18 protein-coding genes and 1 tRNA gene are annotated in these 18,049 nt (G+C 46.3%); 12 read left to right on the forward strand and 7 right to left on the reverse strand.

Going from position 1 to position 18,049, the window contains the following annotated elements; genetic code table 11:
* The first annotated feature begins 16 nt into the window (after positions 1-16).
* The 6 genes from POW22_RS08005 to POW22_RS08030 all read left to right on the forward strand — a co-directional run bounded on the left by POW22_RS08005 (position 17) and on the right by POW22_RS08030 (position 4,560).
* Entirely contained in the window at positions 17-553 is a 537-nt protein-coding gene (locus POW22_RS08005; protein WP_272832116.1) for an NADPH-dependent FMN reductase, read from the forward strand.
* 3 nt (positions 554-556) lie between these two features.
* Positions 557-994 (forward strand): MarR family winged helix-turn-helix transcriptional regulator, encoded by a 438-nt coding sequence (locus tag POW22_RS08010; RefSeq protein ID WP_272832117.1) that lies wholly within the window; start codon positions 557-559, stop codon positions 992-994.
* A 15-nt stretch (positions 995-1,009) separates the two neighbouring features.
* Positions 1,010-1,888 (forward strand): pirin family protein, encoded by an 879-nt coding sequence (locus tag POW22_RS08015; RefSeq protein WP_272832118.1) that lies wholly within the window; start codon positions 1,010-1,012, stop codon positions 1,886-1,888.
* A 93-nt stretch (positions 1,889-1,981) separates the two neighbouring features.
* Positions 1,982-2,164 carry a CAL67264 family membrane protein gene (locus POW22_RS08020; RefSeq protein ID WP_272832119.1) on the forward strand — a complete coding sequence of 61 codons (183 nt, stop codon included), beginning with the start codon at positions 1,982-1,984 and terminating at the stop codon, positions 2,162-2,164.
* A gap of 12 nt (positions 2,165-2,176) precedes the next feature.
* Complete coding sequence (gene ettA / locus POW22_RS08025; protein WP_272832120.1) at positions 2,177-3,868, forward strand: energy-dependent translational throttle protein EttA; 1,692 nt, start codon at positions 2,177-2,179, stop codon at positions 3,866-3,868.
* On the forward strand, positions 3,868-4,560 hold the full coding sequence (locus POW22_RS08030; RefSeq protein WP_272832121.1) for an HAD family hydrolase: 693 nt from the start codon (positions 3,868-3,870) through the stop codon (positions 4,558-4,560). The genes ettA and POW22_RS08030 overlap by 1 nt, the downstream gene beginning before the upstream one ends.
* Positions 4,561-4,562: 2 nt before the next feature.
* On the opposite strand, the gene POW22_RS08035 is transcribed toward POW22_RS08030, so the two are convergent.
* Both POW22_RS08035 and POW22_RS08040 read right to left on the reverse strand, forming a co-directional pair.
* Positions 4,563-5,333, reverse strand: a complete 771-nt coding sequence (locus POW22_RS08035; RefSeq protein WP_272832122.1) for a hypothetical protein — start codon at positions 5,331-5,333, stop codon at positions 4,563-4,565.
* 71 nt (positions 5,334-5,404) lie between these two features.
* Complete coding sequence (locus POW22_RS08040) at positions 5,405-7,921, reverse strand: VPS10 domain-containing protein (protein WP_272832123.1); 2,517 nt, start codon at positions 7,919-7,921, stop codon at positions 5,405-5,407.
* Positions 7,922-8,013: 92 nt separating this feature from the next.
* Here POW22_RS08040 and POW22_RS08045 point away from each other — a divergent pair, with 92 nt between their 5' ends.
* On the forward strand, positions 8,014-10,035 hold the full coding sequence (locus POW22_RS08045; RefSeq protein WP_272832124.1) for a S9 family peptidase: 2,022 nt from the start codon (positions 8,014-8,016) through the stop codon (positions 10,033-10,035).
* On the opposite strand, the gene POW22_RS08050 is transcribed toward POW22_RS08045, so the two are convergent.
* From POW22_RS08050 to hutI, 5 genes are read right to left on the reverse strand one after another with little or no spacing between them, the layout of a single operon-like run.
* Positions 10,028-10,456, reverse strand: a complete 429-nt coding sequence (locus POW22_RS08050; RefSeq protein WP_272832125.1) for a hypothetical protein — start codon at positions 10,454-10,456, stop codon at positions 10,028-10,030. The two genes, POW22_RS08045 and POW22_RS08050, sit on opposite strands and share 8 nt — an antisense overlap.
* Positions 10,446-11,216, reverse strand: a complete 771-nt coding sequence (locus tag POW22_RS08055; protein ID WP_272832126.1) for an MBL fold metallo-hydrolase — start codon at positions 11,214-11,216, stop codon at positions 10,446-10,448. The genes POW22_RS08050 and POW22_RS08055 overlap by 11 nt, the downstream gene beginning before the upstream one ends.
* Before the next feature lie 57 nt (positions 11,217-11,273).
* The gene (locus POW22_RS08060; protein ID WP_272832127.1) at positions 11,274-11,744 is read right to left on the reverse strand and encodes a GNAT family N-acetyltransferase; all 471 of its coding nucleotides are present in this window, start codon (positions 11,742-11,744) and stop codon (positions 11,274-11,276) included.
* A gap of 12 nt (positions 11,745-11,756) precedes the next feature.
* Positions 11,757-13,451, reverse strand: coding sequence for a glutamate formimidoyltransferase (ftcD, locus tag POW22_RS08065; RefSeq protein ID WP_272832128.1), 1,695 nt, complete (start codon positions 13,449-13,451; stop codon positions 11,757-11,759).
* 1 nt (position 13,452) lies between these two features.
* The gene (gene hutI, locus POW22_RS08070) at positions 13,453-14,694 is read right to left on the reverse strand and encodes an imidazolonepropionase (RefSeq protein ID WP_272832130.1); all 1,242 of its coding nucleotides are present in this window, start codon (positions 14,692-14,694) and stop codon (positions 13,453-13,455) included.
* Positions 14,695-14,790: 96 nt separating this feature from the next.
* On the opposite strand from hutI, the gene POW22_RS08075 reads away from it, so the two are divergent.
* The 5 genes from POW22_RS08075 to POW22_RS08095 all read left to right on the forward strand — a co-directional run bounded on the left by POW22_RS08075 (position 14,791) and on the right by POW22_RS08095 (position 17,908).
* A complete protein-coding gene (locus tag POW22_RS08075) occupies positions 14,791-15,960 on the forward strand; it encodes a trans-sulfuration enzyme family protein (RefSeq protein ID WP_272832131.1) in 1,170 nt (389 codons plus the stop codon).
* A gap of 5 nt (positions 15,961-15,965) precedes the next feature.
* Positions 15,966-16,682, forward strand: a complete 717-nt coding sequence (bshB1, locus tag POW22_RS08080) for a bacillithiol biosynthesis deacetylase BshB1 (protein ID WP_272832132.1) — start codon at positions 15,966-15,968, stop codon at positions 16,680-16,682.
* A gap of 88 nt (positions 16,683-16,770) precedes the next feature.
* A tRNA-His gene (locus POW22_RS08085) sits at positions 16,771-16,846 on the forward strand.
* A gap of 154 nt (positions 16,847-17,000) precedes the next feature.
* Positions 17,001-17,138: a hypothetical protein gene (locus POW22_RS08090; RefSeq protein ID WP_272832133.1), complete on the forward strand. Its 138-nt coding sequence runs from the start codon at positions 17,001-17,003 to the stop codon at positions 17,136-17,138.
* A 317-nt stretch (positions 17,139-17,455) separates the two neighbouring features.
* Positions 17,456-17,908: a hypothetical protein gene (locus tag POW22_RS08095; RefSeq protein WP_272832134.1), complete on the forward strand. Its 453-nt coding sequence runs from the start codon at positions 17,456-17,458 to the stop codon at positions 17,906-17,908.
* Positions 17,909-18,049 lie beyond the last annotated feature (141 nt).

Consider the following 18,049-nt stretch of genomic DNA (forward strand, 5'->3'; position numbering starts at 1 on the left):
GAAACACAATCACATTATGAAAAAGATAATCGCCTTTGGGGCAAGCAACAGTAAAACCTCAATCAATAAACAACTCGCAACGTATACGGCCAATCAAGTAGACGGAGCAGCGGTAGAAGTACTCGACTTGAACGACTATCCACTGCCTATTTACGGAATAGATCTAGAGCAGGAGGCCGGAATTCCTGAGAACGCTCAGGCCTTTTTGGATAAGATCAAAGCAGCAGATGGCATTGTGATCTCTTTTGCAGAGCACAACGGAGCTTATGCTACGGTATTTAAGAATCTCTTTGATTGGATGTCGCGTATTGACGGAAAACTGTGGTCTGAAGTTCCTATGTTCTTGATGGCTACCTCTCCTGGAGGTCGTGGAGGACAAACGGTCTTAGACATTGCCGCTGGACGATTCCCGTATATGGGTGGAAACATTGTGGCTCAATTCTCCTTACCGAGCTTTGGAGATAATTTTAGTGAGTCTGGAATTGTTGATAATGATCTAGCGGCCACTTTTAAAGCGCAACTTGAATCCTTTGAAGCAGCCGTTAACGGGTAGGATATGGGCGATATTTCTAAAGAAATACAATCGAAATTCAGCTCAGAGCGGGTCAAGGCTTTGATCAATGTGATGTACACGGCCAATTGGATCAACAATCATTTGAACGCCCGATTCAAACCTTTTGGCATCTCTCCGCAGCAGTACAACATATTGCGAATCTTGAGAGGAGCAGGCGGCCCGATGCCTACACAAACCGTTAAGGAGCGTATGATAGATAGAGCGCCAAATGCCACGCGGCTTATGGATAAACTCTGCGGCAAGGGCCTTATGGAACGCAAACCTTGCGCTACAGACAGACGTGTGGTGCATGTAGAAATAACCAAAGCCGGTTTGGCTTTGTTGGATGAGATCGGAAGCGATCCGAATACTCATCTGCTTAAAAACTTAAGTCAGGCAGAAGCGAAACAGCTCAGCGCGCTGCTTGATAAAATTAGATAAGAAAGGAAAAACAAAATGAAAAGAGCAAGTGTAAAACAGTTAGGACAGAGTCCTTTTGTAAATATGGGACCGATTGAACTTCGGCAACCCATCCCAACGCGCAGTATTGAAATGGTTGATCCCTTTGTGCTGCTGCACCATTACGGACCTTATGAGATCAGTGCGGAATCGAATCCCTTTGATCTTGGGCCACACCCACACCGCGGCTTTGAGCCCATTACTTTTTTGATCCAGGGAGAGCAACTCCACCGCGATTCTTTAGGTAATGAGAGTGTTGTGAAAAGTGGAGACGTGCAATGGACCACCGCCGGGCGCGGTATCATCCATGCGGAAGGCCCTACCAAGGAATTCGTTGAGCGCAGCGGAACTTTAGAGGGAATTCAGCTTTGGTTGAATCTGCCTGCATCTAAAAAAATGATGCCTGCCAACTATCAGCACGTACGCGATGAAGATTTTCCAGTATTTCAAGGTGAAGACGGATTGTCTAGCGTGCAGGTCATTGCAGGTGAACTTGACGAATTACAAGGCAAGATCGAAACGCAAACTCCTGTGAACGCTTATATGATTAAGCTCAAAGAAGGTGCTGAATTGAATTTGCCTTTGGCGCAGTCGCATTACTCGCTTTTGTATCTGTTGCATGGAGCTGTGAACGTCAATGAACAATACAATTTGATGGAGAAGGCAGATCAGTTGGTCACCTTTGAACAAGACGGTGATGGCTTTACGTTAAAGGCCACAGCAGACGCCCAACTCTTGTTTTTGAGTGGCGAACCTTTCCATGAGGAGATTGCCAGTTGGGGTCCGTATGTGATGAATACACAGACGGAGATCATGGAAGCGCTCAGAGACTATCAAATGGGCAAAATGGGATACCTGTCTGCAACTGCAGGATAAGGATTAGGATCCTCCACATCAAAGCAGCCTTCGGGCTGCTTTTTTTGTTAAAAATGTGCGATATTTGTCTTCCTCGCTAAAAAACTAAAACGTATGGGAATGAACAAGAACACTGTCTTGGCTTGGGCCACGACCATCATGATCTTGGTGGGCTTAGGGCTAATAGCCATGGGTGCCTTTAAGTATGATGATGTAGCAGGCTGGGGCTTTGCAGCCGTGGGTATAGGATTTTTTTGTATTGCCTGGGTATTCAATGCCCTCAAAGGACGCGTATAACACACCAAATATATGAGTGACGATAAAAAGGTCATCTTTTCGATGTCCGGGGTTTCTAAAACCTACCAATCAACCGGAAAACAAGTATTAAAAGACATTTATTTAAGCTTCTTCTACGGAGCCAAGATCGGGATCTTGGGTCTGAACGGAAGTGGTAAATCCACCTTGATGAAGATCATCGCGGGAACGGAGAAGAACTACCAAGGCGATGTGGTCTTCGCTCCAGGCTTTACTGTGGGGCTGTTGGAACAAGAACCACAATTGGACGAATCCAAAACGGTCATTGATATCGTGAAGGAAGGAGTCCAAGAAGTAGTGGACGTCTTGGACGAGTACAACAAGATCAACGATATGTTCGGTTTGCCCGAGGTTTATGAGAATGCTGATAAGATGCAGGAACTCATGGACAAACAAGCCAAACTTCAAGATAAGATTGACGCGACCAACGCCTGGGATATAGACACCAAGTTGGAGATCGCTATGGATGCGCTGAGAACGCCGCCGTCAGATACACCGATAGGCGTACTCTCTGGAGGGGAACGTCGCCGTGTTGCCTTGTGTAGATTGCTTTTGCAAGAACCGGATGTATTGCTGTTGGATGAACCTACCAACCACTTGGACGCAGAATCTGTGCACTGGTTGGAACACCATTTGGCGCAGTACAAGGGAACGGTGATCGCGGTAACGCACGACCGTTATTTCTTAGACAATGTTGCGGGATGGATCCTTGAACTCGATAGAGGCGAGGGTATCCCATGGAAGGGTAATTACTCTTCTTGGTTGGATCAAAAGTCAAAGCGTTTGGCCCAAGAGCAAAAGCAGGCGAGCAAGCGTCAGAAGACCTTAGAGCGCGAATTGGAGTGGGTGCGTATGGCGCCAAAAGGACGTCAAGCCAAACAAAAGGCGCGTCTCAACAATTACGATAAACTGATGAGTCAAGATCAGAAACAACTTGACGAAAAACTGGAGATCTACATTCCTAACGGTCCGCGTTTGGGAACCAACGTTATTGAGGCTTCTGGGGTTTCAAAAGCCTACGGCGATAAATTACTTTATGAGGATCTAAACTTCAATCTGCCTCAAGCCGGTATTGTGGGGATCATTGGTCCTAACGGTGCGGGTAAGACCACCATCTTTAGAATGATCATGGGTGAGGAGAACGCAGACAAAGGAACCTTTAGCGTTGGAGACACCGTAAAACTCGCTTATGTAGATCAGAGCCACTCCAATATTGACCCAGAACGCAGTATTTGGGAGAATTTCTGTGACGGGCAAGAACTCATAATGATGGGTGGGAAGCAAGTTAATTCTAGAGCTTATCTAAGCCGATTTAACTTTGGTGGAAGCGATCAGAATAAAAAGGTGAGCACCTTATCTGGTGGAGAGCGCAACCGCTTGCACTTGGCCATGACCTTAAGAGAGGAAGGCAATGTATTGCTGCTGGATGAGCCGACCAATGACTTGGATGTTAATACCCTTAGAGCCTTGGAAGAAGGTTTGGAGAACTTTGCGGGTTGTGCTGTAGTGATCTCTCACGACCGTTGGTTCTTGGATAGAATTTGTACACACATCTTAGCTTTTGAAGGAGACAGTCAAGTCTATTTCTTTGAAGGTAGCTTTAGTGATTACGAAGAGAACAAGAAGAAGCGTTTGGGCGGCGATCTGATGCCAAAACGTATCAAATACAAAAAACTGATCCGCTAGTGGATTTACAGAATGTCAAGGCCATTGCCTTTGATGCAGACGATACCCTTTGGGTGAACGAACCGCTTTTCAGGCAAGCCGAAGAGCGGTTCTGTGAACTCATGGAACCCTTTGCTGATAAGGAAGACTGCAATCGAGAGCTCTTTGGGTATGAAATGCAGAATCTTCCGCTTTACGGTTACGGCATTAAGCCTTTCGTGCTATCGCTCATTGAGGCGGCCATGCGTATTTCAGACGACAAAGTTCCGCTTAAGGTAATTGATCAGCTCATCGCCATGGGCAAAGAGATGCTGGAAGCTCCTGTAGAGGTTCTTGACGGAGTGGAAGATACCTTAGAAGGCCTGGTAGGCAAATACCGCTTGGTAGTGGCCACTAAAGGCGATCTGCTGGATCAGCAGCGAAAACTGATTAAATCAGGCTTGGAGCCGTTCTTTCATCATATTGAGATCGTATCCGACAAAACCCAAAAAGAGTACAATAAATTGGTGCGTCATTTAGACGTTCGCAACAAAGAATTCTTAATGGTCGGAAACTCTGTAAAGTCAGATATACTGCCTGTTTTGGAGATCGGAGCCTATGCCATTCACATTCCGTTTCACACCACTTGGGAGCATGAAATAGTTAGAGAGCCCGTCGTTCACCCCAACTTTAAAGAATTGTATCAGGCTTCAGAATTGCTCGAATTATTGTAGCATCAATTGCCTGGCGCGGCCAATAGGCCTTTGAGTCTTGTAATAATACTTTGCAGGACGGTAAAGATGGCATCCGAAGAAAATCCGCCTAAGAGCGCCAATACGCTTTTGTCAAAAAGACTGACCGAGTCTGCCGCTCCGCCTGCTGGCACTACAATGATCTCCGAAACCAAAAGCCCAGCAATGACTCCAAGAACAATGAGCGCCATATAGTAGATGGAATCTTCTGCGATCAAGGTGCCGTTTTTAACTGCTGAACTCACGGTTTTGAGTAAATAGAACGCGACGCCCAAGCCAGAGATGGAAGCCAAAAACAGCAAATTCAACAGCAAGCTGCGTCCCTCGTTATCCAATACTCCTTTGTCTAGCGAGTCATTATTGACCTCTGGAGATAGGGCAGTGAAAACAAAACACACCAAAAAGACTAAAGCAAGCAGCATCAGGTTGCGCACCAAAGGAAGCCTTCTAAAAATGGACTTCTGTTGATCATCCTGAACCAAAGCACGCGTATAACGTATACTTTTAGGTGTCGCTGGACTGATGTTTTTCACCAATACATTATGCGCGTTGATCAGATCCTCTACAGAGCTATTTTCTATAAGCCCTAACAATTGAGTGTCTATGGGAATGGCGTTGCGCGAGGCATAGCCCAGCATACAGTTGATGTCACTGCTGAGTTGTGCGGTGGTCTCTGGACTGATTCCAGATTTGGTCGTGGTAGTTTTAGTGGTTTTTGGTTTTGCTGCGGATGCGGCTGCGGTAGTTGTAGTCATGTTGATCAGTTAAGGCTTGGCAACTAAAGTAGCTGCCAAGCCTTAACCAAACACGCGTGTTTTCACTCGATTTAACGCTGTACCAAAAGTTGTTTAGAGGCAGTCTTTCCGTCTTGCTGCAGTTTAACTATGTACTGCCCAACTTGTAAATCATCAATGCTAACTTGAACAATTCCATTTTGTGGGAGCTGCTCAAAGGATTTTACAACCCTACCATTAAGGTCATAGATCTGTCCTTTTACGTTAGTGCTAGATAGCATGCGAAGCTCCACAGAAGAACTCGCCGGGTTCGGGTACAGAATCACCTGCGCCTTTAAAGCTTCATCGGGAGTACTCAATACCAGCTGATCCAAGTCATAGCTGTACATAGAGCGCCCAAAGGTCCCAACAAACAAGCGGCTGGTGGGTACGTGAAGTTTTAGATCTCTAATGATCGTTGGAGGTAAATTGGTTCCTAAGACCTCCCAACTCGCTCCATCGTTTTGAGAGTACCATACACCGGCATCTGTGCCCACAAAAAGCACATCAGCTTCATTGTAGATCACAATTTCATTGACCGGAATGCTAGGCAAATTACTGGAAATGTCCGTCCAATTTTGACCGCCGTCCGTCGTTTTAAAGACATGCGGATCGTAATCCAATAAACTAAAACCAGAGAAGGTGATATAAGCGGTCATATCATCGTCTGGATCAATGGCAATGGCCGTCACGTATCGGTCTGGCAAACCGTCATTGATGGATTCCCAATTGGCACCGCCGTCCGTGGTGATGTACACGTTACCGTCATCGCTCCCGGTATAGATCACGTCTAAATTGTTATAAGATGGTGCAATTGCCGTTAAAGTCCCGTAGGAGAAAGATCCGCTGGGATGTTCGCCATCGGTAAGGTCTGGACTGATGATCGACCAACCTACGGCATTGTCGGAAACGTATAAACGATATGCGCCATAAAAGACCTTGTTAGAATCAAAAGGGGAGAGCACAACCGGGGTATTCCAGTTTCTACGGTCCGATGGATTGATCCCCGTGGTGGCCGGAACAAAGCTGAATCCGCCATCTGTAGAACGTCCTAATCCGCCAAATTGAGACTCGGCATACACCAAAAGGTTGTTGTTGGGATCTACAGCACAATGAAATCCATCGCCGCCCCAAATTGAGGCCCAATCACTGTCTCCGTCCGTGATGGTGCGTATAGTATTGTTGTCTTGAGTTCCCCCATAAAGCCGTGTAGGGTCTGTAAAATCAACCTCAATATTGTAGAATTGGGTGATGGGAAGGTTTAGAAATTTATTCCAAGTGCTTCCTCCGTCTGATGAGGTATAAGCGCCGCCATCGTTCCCGGCGAGTATAAAGTTCGGATTGGAATTGGAGAAAGCCATCGCGTGATGGTCCACATGCATGCCAAAGACCTCATTCCAATCGGCTCCGCTGTTGTCAGTTCTAAACAAACGCTGTCCCAATACATAGACCTGATCAGGATCGGTAGGAGAGACCCTCAAGTTTCCAAAATACCATCCAAAGGAGGCATTAACGAATGAAATATCTTCTAAGGCCACCAGTGTCCAAGTGTCTCCTGCGTCTTCTGATTTATAAAGCCCGTCAAAGTTGTTGGTAATCGGGTTGGTGGTGTAAGAGGCGTAAATAATGTTAGGGTTTGAAGCAGAAATACTCAAACCGATTCTTCCTGTTTCTGTAGATGGCGCCGGAAGCCCATTGCTTAGCAATTCCCAAGTGTCCCCGCCATCTGTGGATCTGTGAATCCCTGAGGTCACGCCGGCATAGTCGCGCTGCCAAGGTTTGCGCGTGCGTTCCCACATGGCGGCATAGAGAATGTCTGTATTTACCGGATTCATAACCACATCGATCGCGGCTGTTGAATCGGTCACAAAAAGTACCTTTTCCCAGGTGTCACCCGCGTTAAGACTGCGGTAGATCCCACGTTCGCTGTTGTAACCGTATAATTTACCCGTAGCTGCTGCAAAGATGCGGTCTGGGTCTGCAGGATCCACAACTATACGTCCAATATGATCGGTATTTTCAGGACCGATGGATTCCCAATTGTCTCCGCTGTCTGAAGAACGATAGATCCCATCGCCAAAAAACGCTCCTGAAGTGGCGCTGGCATTGGCCTCTCCCGTACCTACATAAACGCGAGACGCATCACTGGGTGCAATGGCAATACTCCCTATGGAAGGCTTTCCAACCACATCAAAAATCGGCGTCCAATTGGCTCCACCATCTACGGTTTTAAAAACACCACCTACAGCCGTTGTGATATACATAATATCGTCACTGTCTGGAGAGATGGCCGCATCGGTAATACGTCCTCCCGTATTAAGAGGACCTTTAAGGGTCCAAAGGTCAGTGCCTGTAGAAGCTTTACTGGCTAAGGCCTCTTGATATTGCTCAACAGCGGCATCCATAGCCTTGGCGTTGATCAAATTTTCTGGATAGGCGCGTTGGAGATACATCCATTCGTTGGGATAGGTCTCCACATCTGGGCCTTGGGCTATGGGTTCTGTATTTTCAGAACAGCTGATTAAGGTAGCGCCCAGCAATAAGGCGAGTAGTGTAGGTTTCAAAAGCATCTTTTTTCTTTAAAGATATTAATTCTCAGGAATTTATAAATAGGGGTTTTTCATTGCTTTGACATTGATTATTTTTATACAAATTTTAAACTATGCGGATCTTACTAAGCCTCACCCTTTTATTTTTTGTTGCTGATTTCAATGCCCAAGAGGTATTTGAACCTTTAGATGTCTTTGAATTGGAATATGCCGGAGATCCGCAGATCAGTCCAGACGGCAGTCAAATTGTCTACCGACGTACTGGTTTTGATATCATGAAGGACCGCTCTTTTGGCAACCTTTGGATAGTTTCTACAGATGGCAAGACCCATCAAAAGCTTACGCCCAATGATGTCAATGAAGGCAGCGCACGCTGGTCACCTTCTGGGGATCGCTTGGTATACCGAGGCAGCTCAGACAAAGGTTCCGAACTCTTTGTGATGTGGATGGACAGCGGCCGCAGTGCCCGTTTGACCCAATTAGAGAAATCGCCTTCTAATTTGAGTTGGTCGCCAGACGGACAGTGGATCGCCTTTACCATGAAGGTAGATGCAAAAGCTCCAGTAATTGCTCAAATGCCCGCAAGACCAAAAGGCGCGCAATGGGCGGATGCCCCTAGAATTACAGATCGACTAAAACACGAGGCCGACGGCGCGGGTTATCTCAAGCCGGGATTCACCCACGTCTTTGTGGTGCCAGCAAGTGGGGGAACTCCGCGACAAATCACCAGTGGAGACTTCAATCACAGCAGTTCACTCAGTTGGACCGCAGACGGAAAGCACATTTTGTTCTCAGCTAACAGAAATCCAGATTGGGAGTACGATTTTAGAAACTCAGAAGTATACAGCGTTGATGTGAATTCTGGGGCGATCAAACAACTGACAGATTCTCCAGGGCCAGACAGAAGTCCAATGGCCTCGCCAGATGGGAAGCGTATTGCGTTTTTGGGTTATACCGATAAGGTACAGACCTATCAAACTACGAGACTCCGCATTATGAATGTGGATGGCAGCGAAGTGCAAGAGGTCTTTCCAGGTTTGGATCGATCGGTAAAAAACATCCAATGGAGTAAGGATGGAGGCAGTATTTACTTTATGTATGATGAATACGGGGAGACCAAGATCGCTCGCTTTAATCTTAAAGGAACTTACACTGATTTGATCGGTTCCGTTGGAGGAACTACCCTAGGACGTCCATATGCAAGTGGAAGCTTTAGCGTTTCTGAGGCCGGAAATATTGCCTATACCTTGTCCAAGCCAGACCGACCAGCAGATGTAGGTCTGTTCACGGCTAAGAAGGGAAATAAGCAGCAATTGACCGCTTTGAATGAAGATCTTTTGGCCAATAAGACCCTAGGAAAAGTTGAAGAGCTATGGTACAAGGCCTCTACGGACGGACGTGACCTGCAAGCTTGGGTAGTGTATCCGCCCAATTATGATCCTGCGAAGAAATACCCAATGATGATTGAGAATCACGGAGGTCCTATCTTGAACTATGGCGACAGATTCTCTGCAGAGATCCAATTGTATGCTGCGGCTGGGTATATTGTTTACTACCCAAATCCGCGTGGAAGTACCGGTTACGGGGAAGAGTTTGGAAACCTACTATTCAATAACTATCCCGGAGACGATTACCAAGACGTGATGGATGGCGTGGATGTCTTGATCAGCAAAGGGATTGCTCATGAAGATCAACTCTTTGTCACGGGTGGGAGTGCCGGAGGTATTATGACCGCTTGGATCATTGGCAAGAACAACCGCTTTGAAGCCGCTGTGGTGGCTAAGCCGGTGATGAACTGGATCAGTAAAACCTTAGTTGCTGATAACTATTACGGCTACGCCAACAGCCGTTACCCGGGGCAACCATGGGAAAACTTTGAAGGTTATTGGAAGTTCTCTCCACTTTCTCTTGTGGGGAATGTGGAAACCCCAACAATGGTCATGGTGGGCATGAATGACTTGAGAACGCCTCCAAGTGAAGCCAAGCAGCTCTATCACGCACTTAAGCTCCGTAAAATAGAAACGGTATTGGTTGAGATTCCAGAGGCCTCACACGGCATTGCGTCTCGCCCCAGCAATTTGATCACCAAGGTGATGCATACGCTGGCTTGGTTTGATAAGTTTAGAACTAACTAGAAGTAGCCGTTTCTTTTTTTCTGCGGACTCTACCGATGAGTTTGTAACTCAATATGTGACTGATGGCTAATAAGGCGGCCGCCCAAGCAAAGGTTTCTCTAAAATAGGGCGCTAGATAATTGGTTTGCCCGTCTGTGGCCTTCCACAGTTCAAAGGTGACCAAAAAGGCAACCCAAGACATTAGGCGTATACCCAAGCGTTTATAGCGCTCGTCTACGCTGTAAAGCAGAAAGTGCACCAGTACCATAACGAGTAGCGAGGGAACACTCACCACAAAGAAGATCCAAAGCAGCAACATCCAAACGCTGGGGTCAAAAAACTTAGTTGGCGCATTGAAAACCAAATAGACCAGAGAGATCATCAGTATATGAGTGATCCAGAAGACCACCAATCCATCTGTAGACTTGATCTTATTTCCCATACCAATCCAATTGAATAACGTTTATGTCTTTACCTGCAGCATCGACCAAACTTTTAAACTTGCCAACATCACTGAGGCCGTTTGCTCCTCGGTAATGGTAAGGATAAACGTGAGTTGGCGCAAATTCAACAACGGCATCGGCAGCGCTTTCTACCGTCATGGTATAAGGCAAATTCATACACACAAAAGCGATCTCAATATTCTCTAAGGCGCGCATTTCCGGAATGTCCTCAGTATCTCCAGAGATATAGACACGACGGCCATCTTGCTCCATTACATAACCATTTCCACGACCTTTTACGTGCTTGTTCTTGTCTTCTTCTCTCAGATTATACATCGGGATTGCTTCTATAGCTATATCATATCGAACCTTGCTCTCTCCATTACCGAGTACATCCAATTGAGGCGTAAAACTTTCTTCCAAACGATCTGCGCAGGCTTGCGGTAAGATGATCTTAGTTTTATCTGTACTTACAGCGGCTAGTGTTTCTGCGTTTAAATGATCTCCGTGCACGTCGGTCACTAAGATAAGATCAGGACGATTGTAGTTGGCAAAGCGTTCTACACCGCCTACAGGATCCACATAAATAGTGGTATCTCCCCATTCCAAGACCATGGTGGCATGACCTATTGGGTGTATTTTGAGTTCTTTTACTTTCGGGGTCTCTGCAGTGGTTTCACTGGCTGCGGATTCTTTGGTCTCATTTTTACAGGACACGAATGCCAGGGCCAAAAGAAGGCCTAATGCGAGTTTTTTCATTGTGTGGGAATTGATGCTACACAAAGATACGCAGAATCTAGCTTAGCTGAAATTCAGCTAGTTGAGCGGCAAATACATTTTGATATTGCTGCGCTCATAAGGAGAGTCTGGTTCTACTGGAATTTCCTCAAAGCCGTATTTACGGTAGATGTGAATGGCGTTCTCTAAAATACGGTTGGAGTAGAGTAGCAGTCCTTTCCATTCTTGTTCTTTAGCAAAGCCGATGCAATGTTGCATGAGCTTTTGCCCCACACCTTTACCACGCGCCTCAGGCGGGACGGCCATTTTGGTGAGTTCAAAAAGATCGTCTTCAATTTTTTTTAGGGCGACACAGCCCAAGACTTTATCATTTTCTAAGGCGTAGAAAATATGACCCCCAGGATCCAAAATATATTGCTGAGGTTTGCTCAGCACTTCCCGATCAAAATCCTCCACATAAAAATAAGTCTCCAGCCATTCAATGTTGAGATCATAAAAGGCTTGGCTAAAAGAGGGTTCGTGGGCTTTTATTTCAAGACTGTGTTCCAAAAGTTAAGTGTGCTATAGTTTCTCGTTGATCAGCGCGATAACCTCGCTTTCTGCCGTGGCGGCCTGCTCACACAGGGCAGCAGCACGAGCCAAAATATCTTCTGCAAAAGCGCGATCTTTCAAATCCTTCGCATTGATCTTTACGTTGAAATAGGCGCCAAAAACAGCAGTTTTAGCACAAAGGATCCCAACTGCGGTATCTGACAGTGAACTCTGCAAGCCGTCTTTAAGCATGGCGTGCATGACTTCCATAGAATCCAAAGCGGTTTGCATCACCTGGAAAGGAACCTTTGTCGCGTATTGCGTAGCAGCTTCTATGGCCGCTTTGCGGGCAGCTACATCTGCTTCACTGTCCTTAGGCAATCTAAAGGCATCCATGATCTTGTTGAAGGAATTGGTGTCTTCATCCACCAAGAAAAGCAGCTTGTCCTTGTAAGCTTGTCCTTTTTCTGCCCACTGGGAATAGAACTCCCATTTATCATCCCAGCCAGCTTTGTGTGCCGATAGGTTAGCCACCATAGTTCCAAGGGCAGCGCCGAGTGTACCTACATAGGCAGCAATGGAACCTCCACCGGGAGCCATGGATTCTGAGGCAGTTTCCTCAGCAAAACCACTAACCGTGAGATCGATCAATTTGTCGGCGGAATCATCCGCGAGCATATATTCAATAATACGTGCTTTGGGATCAAAGGGTTTTAGATCGTCTAATCCAAGGGATTTTACAGCGATCTTTATCTTTTCACTTTCTGAGATCCCTAAGGAACGACTCTGTTTGGTCAGGTAATAATCCGCAGCATCTAACATCGCCTTAAGTGGCACTAATCCAACCAATTCCGATCCCGTAACACGCAAACCACGACGATCCGCAGCTTTACAGGTCTCGTCAAAAGCAATGTGCATGGGCGTAATGGAAACATTGGTCAAATTGTAAGAGATCTGCGCAATGCCGTACTCTTCAATATACCAACCAATACCCTTTACAGCCTTTAGCTTTCCGGGGATGAGTACCGGCTCTCCGTGCTCATCCAATACTTTCTTTCCAATAATTGGATTACCCTCACGTTTTACACGCCCGCGTTCGCGAATATCAAAGGCGACAGCGTTAGCGCGGCGGGTTGAGGTGCTGTTGAGGTTAACGTTATAAGCGATCAGGAAATCGCGAGAGGCGATGGCCGTAACTCCTGTCTTGGCAACCTTCTCGTTGAACTCCGCAGGGCCAAAATCAGGCGTCCATGCAGGATCTACCAATTTGGTGGCCAAACCTTCATATTCCCCTTCACGGCAATTGGAGAGGTTTTTACGCTTTTCTTCTTTAGCAGCCGCTTCATAGAAATAACCCGGAATACCCAGTTCTTTCCCAACGCGCTTGCCTAAACGGTGGGCGTAGGCCGCAGTTTCTTCCAAGCTGATGTTCGCAATAGGCACCAAAGGACAAACGTCCGTAGCTCCAAAACGCGGATGTTCCCCGCTGTGTTGGCGCATATCAATGAGTTCGCTGGCCTTTTTGATCAAGAGGAACGCAGCTTCAATTACAGGTTCAGGCTCCCCAACGAAGGTGATCACCGTTCTGTTTGTGGCCGCTCCGGGATCTATATCCAAGAGTTTTACGCCAGGCACGGTCTCTACAATATGAGCGATTTCTTGAATTTTGTCTGCATCGCGTCCTTCACTGATATTAGGAACGCATTCAATGAGTTGTTTTTGCATTTTAGTTGGTGGGTTTATAGCTGTAACCGCTAATAAGTACTTCTTGGATATGATTTTGTCCAAACGAATAAGGCAAATAGCCTATGGATGGAATGGGTTCGGTGATGATCAAATTGGCGCGTTTGCCAACAGTAATACTGCCTACTTCTGTCTCAAGGCCCATGGCATAGGCTCCGTTTATGGTGGCCGCATTGATCGCCTCTTCTGGCGTCATCTTCATTTTAGAGCACGCTAGAGCCACGACCAAATTCATATTGCCGCTCGGGGCAGAACCTGGATTGTAGTCTGTGGCGAGCGCTAAAGGCAGGCCAGCATCTATGATTCGGCGGGCAGGCGTGTAGGGGATTCCTAAAAACAAACTGCAACCGGGTAGGGCCACAGGCATGGTTTCACTGCCTTTTAGAGCCTGAATATCCTCTTCGGTGAGTTCTTCCAAATGATCCACACTCAAGGCATTGTGCTTAACGCCCATGGCCACGCCGCCATTGGCTGTGAATTGATTCACGTGGATCTTGGGTCTTAAACTGTACTGGGCTCCTGCGGCGAGGAGTCTGTCCGTATCTTCTAAAGAGAAATACCCGTCCTCACAAAAAATGTCTATATAATCCGCCAAACCGCTTTCTGCAATGGCTGGGAGCATATCACTAATGATGTGATCAATATAAGCTGCGGAGTTTTCAAAGCCGGATGGAACGGCGTGAGCCGCTAAAAAACTGGTACGTACGGGAATGTCATAATCATAGGCAAAACGCTTGGCGATCTTGAGCATCATGCGCTCGGTCTCCATGGTAAGGCCGTAACCGCTTTTGATCTCAATGGCTCCTGTCCCCATTTTGATCACGGCATTCATTCTTTTAACCGCCTGAGCGTAGACCTCGGTAATGTCTGAGGCGCCCATGGCCTTGGCAGAATTCAGGATGCCTCCGCCAGCCTCTGCGATCTCTTGATAGCTGGCTCCTTTAAGACGCATATCAAATTCCTTTTCACGGTTGCCTGCATACACCAAGTGGGTGTGGGAATCACACCAAGTAGGCAGCACATAACTTCCTTTGACGTCTTTGACTTCTGTGAATCCATCGGTAGGGCAGCTGTCCATGGTTCCAAAACCACTGATCTTTCTGTTCTCTATGGTAAGCCAAGCATTTTCCAGTTGAGGAAGCTCTTGCATTTGCGCTCCGCTAAGGTAGCGCACACCTTGGTCTCTCACTTGCACCAAGGCTTTGATGTTCTTGATCAGGATCATGAAAATTTAGCTGCAGTTCATGGGTAAAGATAACAAAGCTCCCGCGATTTTGAGTCTGACAATTTTCGTAATTTAGAAGCACAAAAAGACAATCCCATGGCTCAAGGAAAATTAGGTTTAAATACCGTTTGTACCCATACCGGAGAAGTGCCTGACGAGCAGTTCCAAGGGGCAATATCGCCCATCTATCTCAGCAGTTCATACGCCTATGAAGGCGTTGATGTAAAGCGTTATCCGCGCTATTTCAACACACCCAATCAAGAAGGACTCTCTAAAAAAGTAGCCGCTTTAGAAGGCTGTGAAGCCGGGATGATCTTTGGAAGTGGAATGGCCGCGGTAAGTACTACGCTTATGGCCTTTTTGCAAAAAGGAGATCATGTAGTCTTGCAAGAGGCGCTTTATGGTGGAACTTACAATTTAGTCGTTGAAGAATTTGAGAAGTTTGGGATTGAGTACAGCTTTACCGAGGGTCTGAGTGAAGCGGCTTTTGAAGCTGCTGTGCGTGAGAATACCAAGGTGGTTTATGTAGAGACTCCGTCCAACCCGCTGATGAAGGTCACGGACCTTGCGATGATAGGCCGTTTGGCAAAGAAGCACAATTTGGTCAGCATGATAGACAATACGTTTGCTTCTCCCGTAAATCAAACACCTAAAGACTTTGGAATTGACATTATGATCCACAGTGCTACCAAATATATGGGCGGACACAGTGATATCTGTGCGGGAGCTGTTGCGGCCTCTCAAGAGCATATTGATCGTATTTGGAACCTGGCCAAGAATTTTGGTGGGAGTTTGAGCGATATGACTGTGTGGCTGTTAGAGCGCAGCATGAAGACCATGGCTTTGCGCGTGAAGCAACAAAACGCCAATGCTTTAGCCATGGCCGAGTGGTTGGATAGCCGAGAAGAAGTTGAACGCGTCTATTACCCCGGCTTAGCATCTCACCCAGATCACGAATTGGCTAAAAGCCAAATGCGCGGATTTAGTGGGATGATGTCTTTTGAGTTGGCCGATGGGATTGGCGCAGAAGCATTTTTAGAGGCTTTACAACTGATAAAACCCTCCATGAGCTTGGCGGGTGTGGAATCTACCATGCTGCTGCCGAGTAAGACCTCACACTTCCTTTTGGGAGAAGAGGAGCGCGCTAGACAAGGCATTTCTGAACAGTTAATTAGATTCTCTGTGGGGATAGAAGAAGTGGAAGATCTGCAAGGCGATATTGTGGCTGCTTTAAAACAAACCGCTCAAGTACAACCTGTAAACTAAAGGCATTGAAATTAGATATACTCGCCATTGGGGCGCATCCGGATGATGTAGAATTGGGCTGTGGAGCTACTTTAGCCAAAGAGATCGCCGCTGGGAAAAAGGTTGGGATCTTAGATTTAACCCGAGGTGAACTCGGCACGCGCGGCACGCCGGAGATCAGAGATCAAGAGGCTAAAGCCGCTGCAAAGATATTAGGAGTGGTAGTGCGGGAGAACATAGCAATTCCCGACGGCTTTTTTACCAATTCCAAAGAGAATCAACTGAAAATCATTGAAGTATTGCGCAAGTATCAGCCTGATATTGTGCTTTGCAACGCGGTAGACGACAGACATATTGATCACGGCAAAGGCTCTAAACTTGCCAGTGATGCCTGCTTTTTAAGCGGCTTGAGACGCATTAAGACCAGGCATAATGGCGAGGCGCAAGAAGCTTGGAGGCCTAAACTGGTCTATCATTATATCCAATGGAAGAACTTGGAACCCGACTTTGTGGTAGATGTAAGCGATTATATTGAAAAGAAGCAGGAAGCGGTCTTTGCCTATACCAGTCAGTTCTTTGACCCGAAGAGTGATGACCCGTCTACGCCCATAAGCAGTTCTAACTTTAAGGAGAGTATTGCCTACCGCGCCAGAGACTTAGGACGTTTGATAGGGGTGGAATACGCAGAAGGATTCACGGTAGAACGCTACGTAGCCGTGGACAGCCTCTTTGATTTGAAGTAAATTTTTTTGGCCCGCATATTGCGCTAAGGAATTAAAGTGATTATATTTGCCTCCGCTTATTAGCAAACCAGTATGATAAGCGATAAATGGTGGTTGTAGCTCAGCTGGTTAGAGCGCTGGATTGTGGTTCCAGAGGTCGCCGGTTCGAACCCGGTCTTCCACCCAGTAAAGCCTTTGCGCAGATGCGCAAGGGCTTTTTTTGTTCGCGTCCGCGAAGCTCGCTTCAGCGGAAAGCGTAAAAAAAGCCCTGCAGTTGCTTTGCAACTGAGGCTTTACTAGCAGGTTTCCCTTCACGGATCACGCGCATTTGTAACACAAATGCGTGTAACCCACCGACCTCTGGGTTCAGTCTGTTTCAACGGAAAGCGTAAAAAAAAGCCCACCAACGGCGGAGCCGTTGAGGCTTTATTGGCAGGTTTCTCTTATCCGGATCACGCCTCGCAATGCGAGGCGTAACCTTTTTTGGAAGCTTTACAGAATGATTTTCTATAACTGCCGGCGCGGCAGGCTGGCTCCTTCGCTAAAAACATCCACCGGATGTTTTTTAAACGCTCGGCCCCCTCACGGATCACACGCATTTGCCCGGCAAATGCGTGTAACGCGAACCTTTGATTTCAGCTTGTACCAGTTATTGATGTTTTTGCTAACTTTAGTGTCTCCCCGAGAAATATTCCCCAGACAATTAAGAATTAACATCGTTAAGTATAAAGCTCATCTAATGATTAGCAATGCGTTTATAGTGGGAGGTTACCAACAAACTAAAAGTACTAAGAATGAAAATTATCAATTTAATCTTGGCCATAACTATTTTGATCAGCTGCGGAGTGCCAAAAGACGATTATGAAAAGGTTGTTGAAGAAAGAGATAGCCTTAAATTGGAACTTGAAGGATTGAAAGTTATTAATGATAAAAATATCAATGATAACTTGTTATTAGAGAAAGAACTTCAAGCTTACAGAGAAAAGGAGCGTCAAGAAAATGAGGTGCCCTATGTAACAGAGACAAGGGCATTAGAGGTTTTAAAGTATGACTATTCATTTAATAGAAGAGATGATGTCTATAAGGATGTTCAAATAATGAGGTTAGCTAAAAATAAGTTTAGAATCAGCTTAATGGAAAAGAGCCGTACAGCACCGGAACGAAGTGATGATTTTTTCTACCATAATAAAAAATTAGTTCTAACCATTTTTAAAGGTGACAAATACACACTGACTAGTAGTTGGTAAATTTTAAACTTTGGCTAATCAAGGCATGAATACCATCACTCTTAAGGCCATGGTGGAAGAGAAGAAAATTTAATTTAAAAAGATAAAACGCAACGTGTAGCGCGCGTCGGATGGTTCGCACGACTTTTATATGACGACGTT

It is taken from the genome of Gilvibacter sediminis, assembly GCF_028561565.1.
In the GTDB taxonomy this organism is placed as follows: Bacteria; Bacteroidota; Bacteroidia; order Flavobacteriales; family Flavobacteriaceae; genus Gilvibacter; species Gilvibacter sediminis.

Coding starts and splice junctions, on each gene's coding strand:
- POW22_RS08005 (WP_272832116.1), top strand. CDS start 17: ATGAAAAAGATAATCGCCTTTGGGGCAAGCAACAGTAAAACCTCAATC.
- POW22_RS08010 (WP_272832117.1), top strand. CDS start 557: ATGGGCGATATTTCTAAAGAAATACAATCGAAATTCAGCTCAGAGCGG.
- POW22_RS08015 (WP_272832118.1), top strand. CDS start 1,010: ATGAAAAGAGCAAGTGTAAAACAGTTAGGACAGAGTCCTTTTGTAAAT.
- POW22_RS08020 (WP_272832119.1), top strand. CDS start 1,982: ATGGGAATGAACAAGAACACTGTCTTGGCTTGGGCCACGACCATCATG.
- ettA (WP_272832120.1), top strand. CDS start 2,177: ATGAGTGACGATAAAAAGGTCATCTTTTCGATGTCCGGGGTTTCTAAA.
- POW22_RS08035 (WP_272832122.1), bottom strand. CDS start 5,333: ATGACTACAACTACCGCAGCCGCATCCGCAGCAAAACCAAAAACCACT.
- POW22_RS08040 (WP_272832123.1), bottom strand. CDS start 7,921: ATGCTTTTGAAACCTACACTACTCGCCTTATTGCTGGGCGCTACCTTA.
- POW22_RS08045 (WP_272832124.1), top strand. CDS start 8,014: ATGCGGATCTTACTAAGCCTCACCCTTTTATTTTTTGTTGCTGATTTC.
- POW22_RS08050 (WP_272832125.1), bottom strand. CDS start 10,456: ATGGGAAATAAGATCAAGTCTACAGATGGATTGGTGGTCTTCTGGATC.
- POW22_RS08055 (WP_272832126.1), bottom strand. CDS start 11,216: ATGAAAAAACTCGCATTAGGCCTTCTTTTGGCCCTGGCATTCGTGTCC.
- ftcD (WP_272832128.1), bottom strand. CDS start 13,451: ATGCAAAAACAACTCATTGAATGCGTTCCTAATATCAGTGAAGGACGC.
- hutI (WP_272832130.1), bottom strand. CDS start 14,694: ATGATCCTGATCAAGAACATCAAAGCCTTGGTGCAAGTGAGAGACCAA.
- POW22_RS08075 (WP_272832131.1), top strand. CDS start 14,791: ATGGCTCAAGGAAAATTAGGTTTAAATACCGTTTGTACCCATACCGGA.
- POW22_RS08090 (WP_272832133.1), top strand. CDS start 17,001: ATGCGTGTAACCCACCGACCTCTGGGTTCAGTCTGTTTCAACGGAAAG.
- POW22_RS08095 (WP_272832134.1), top strand. CDS start 17,456: ATGAAAATTATCAATTTAATCTTGGCCATAACTATTTTGATCAGCTGC.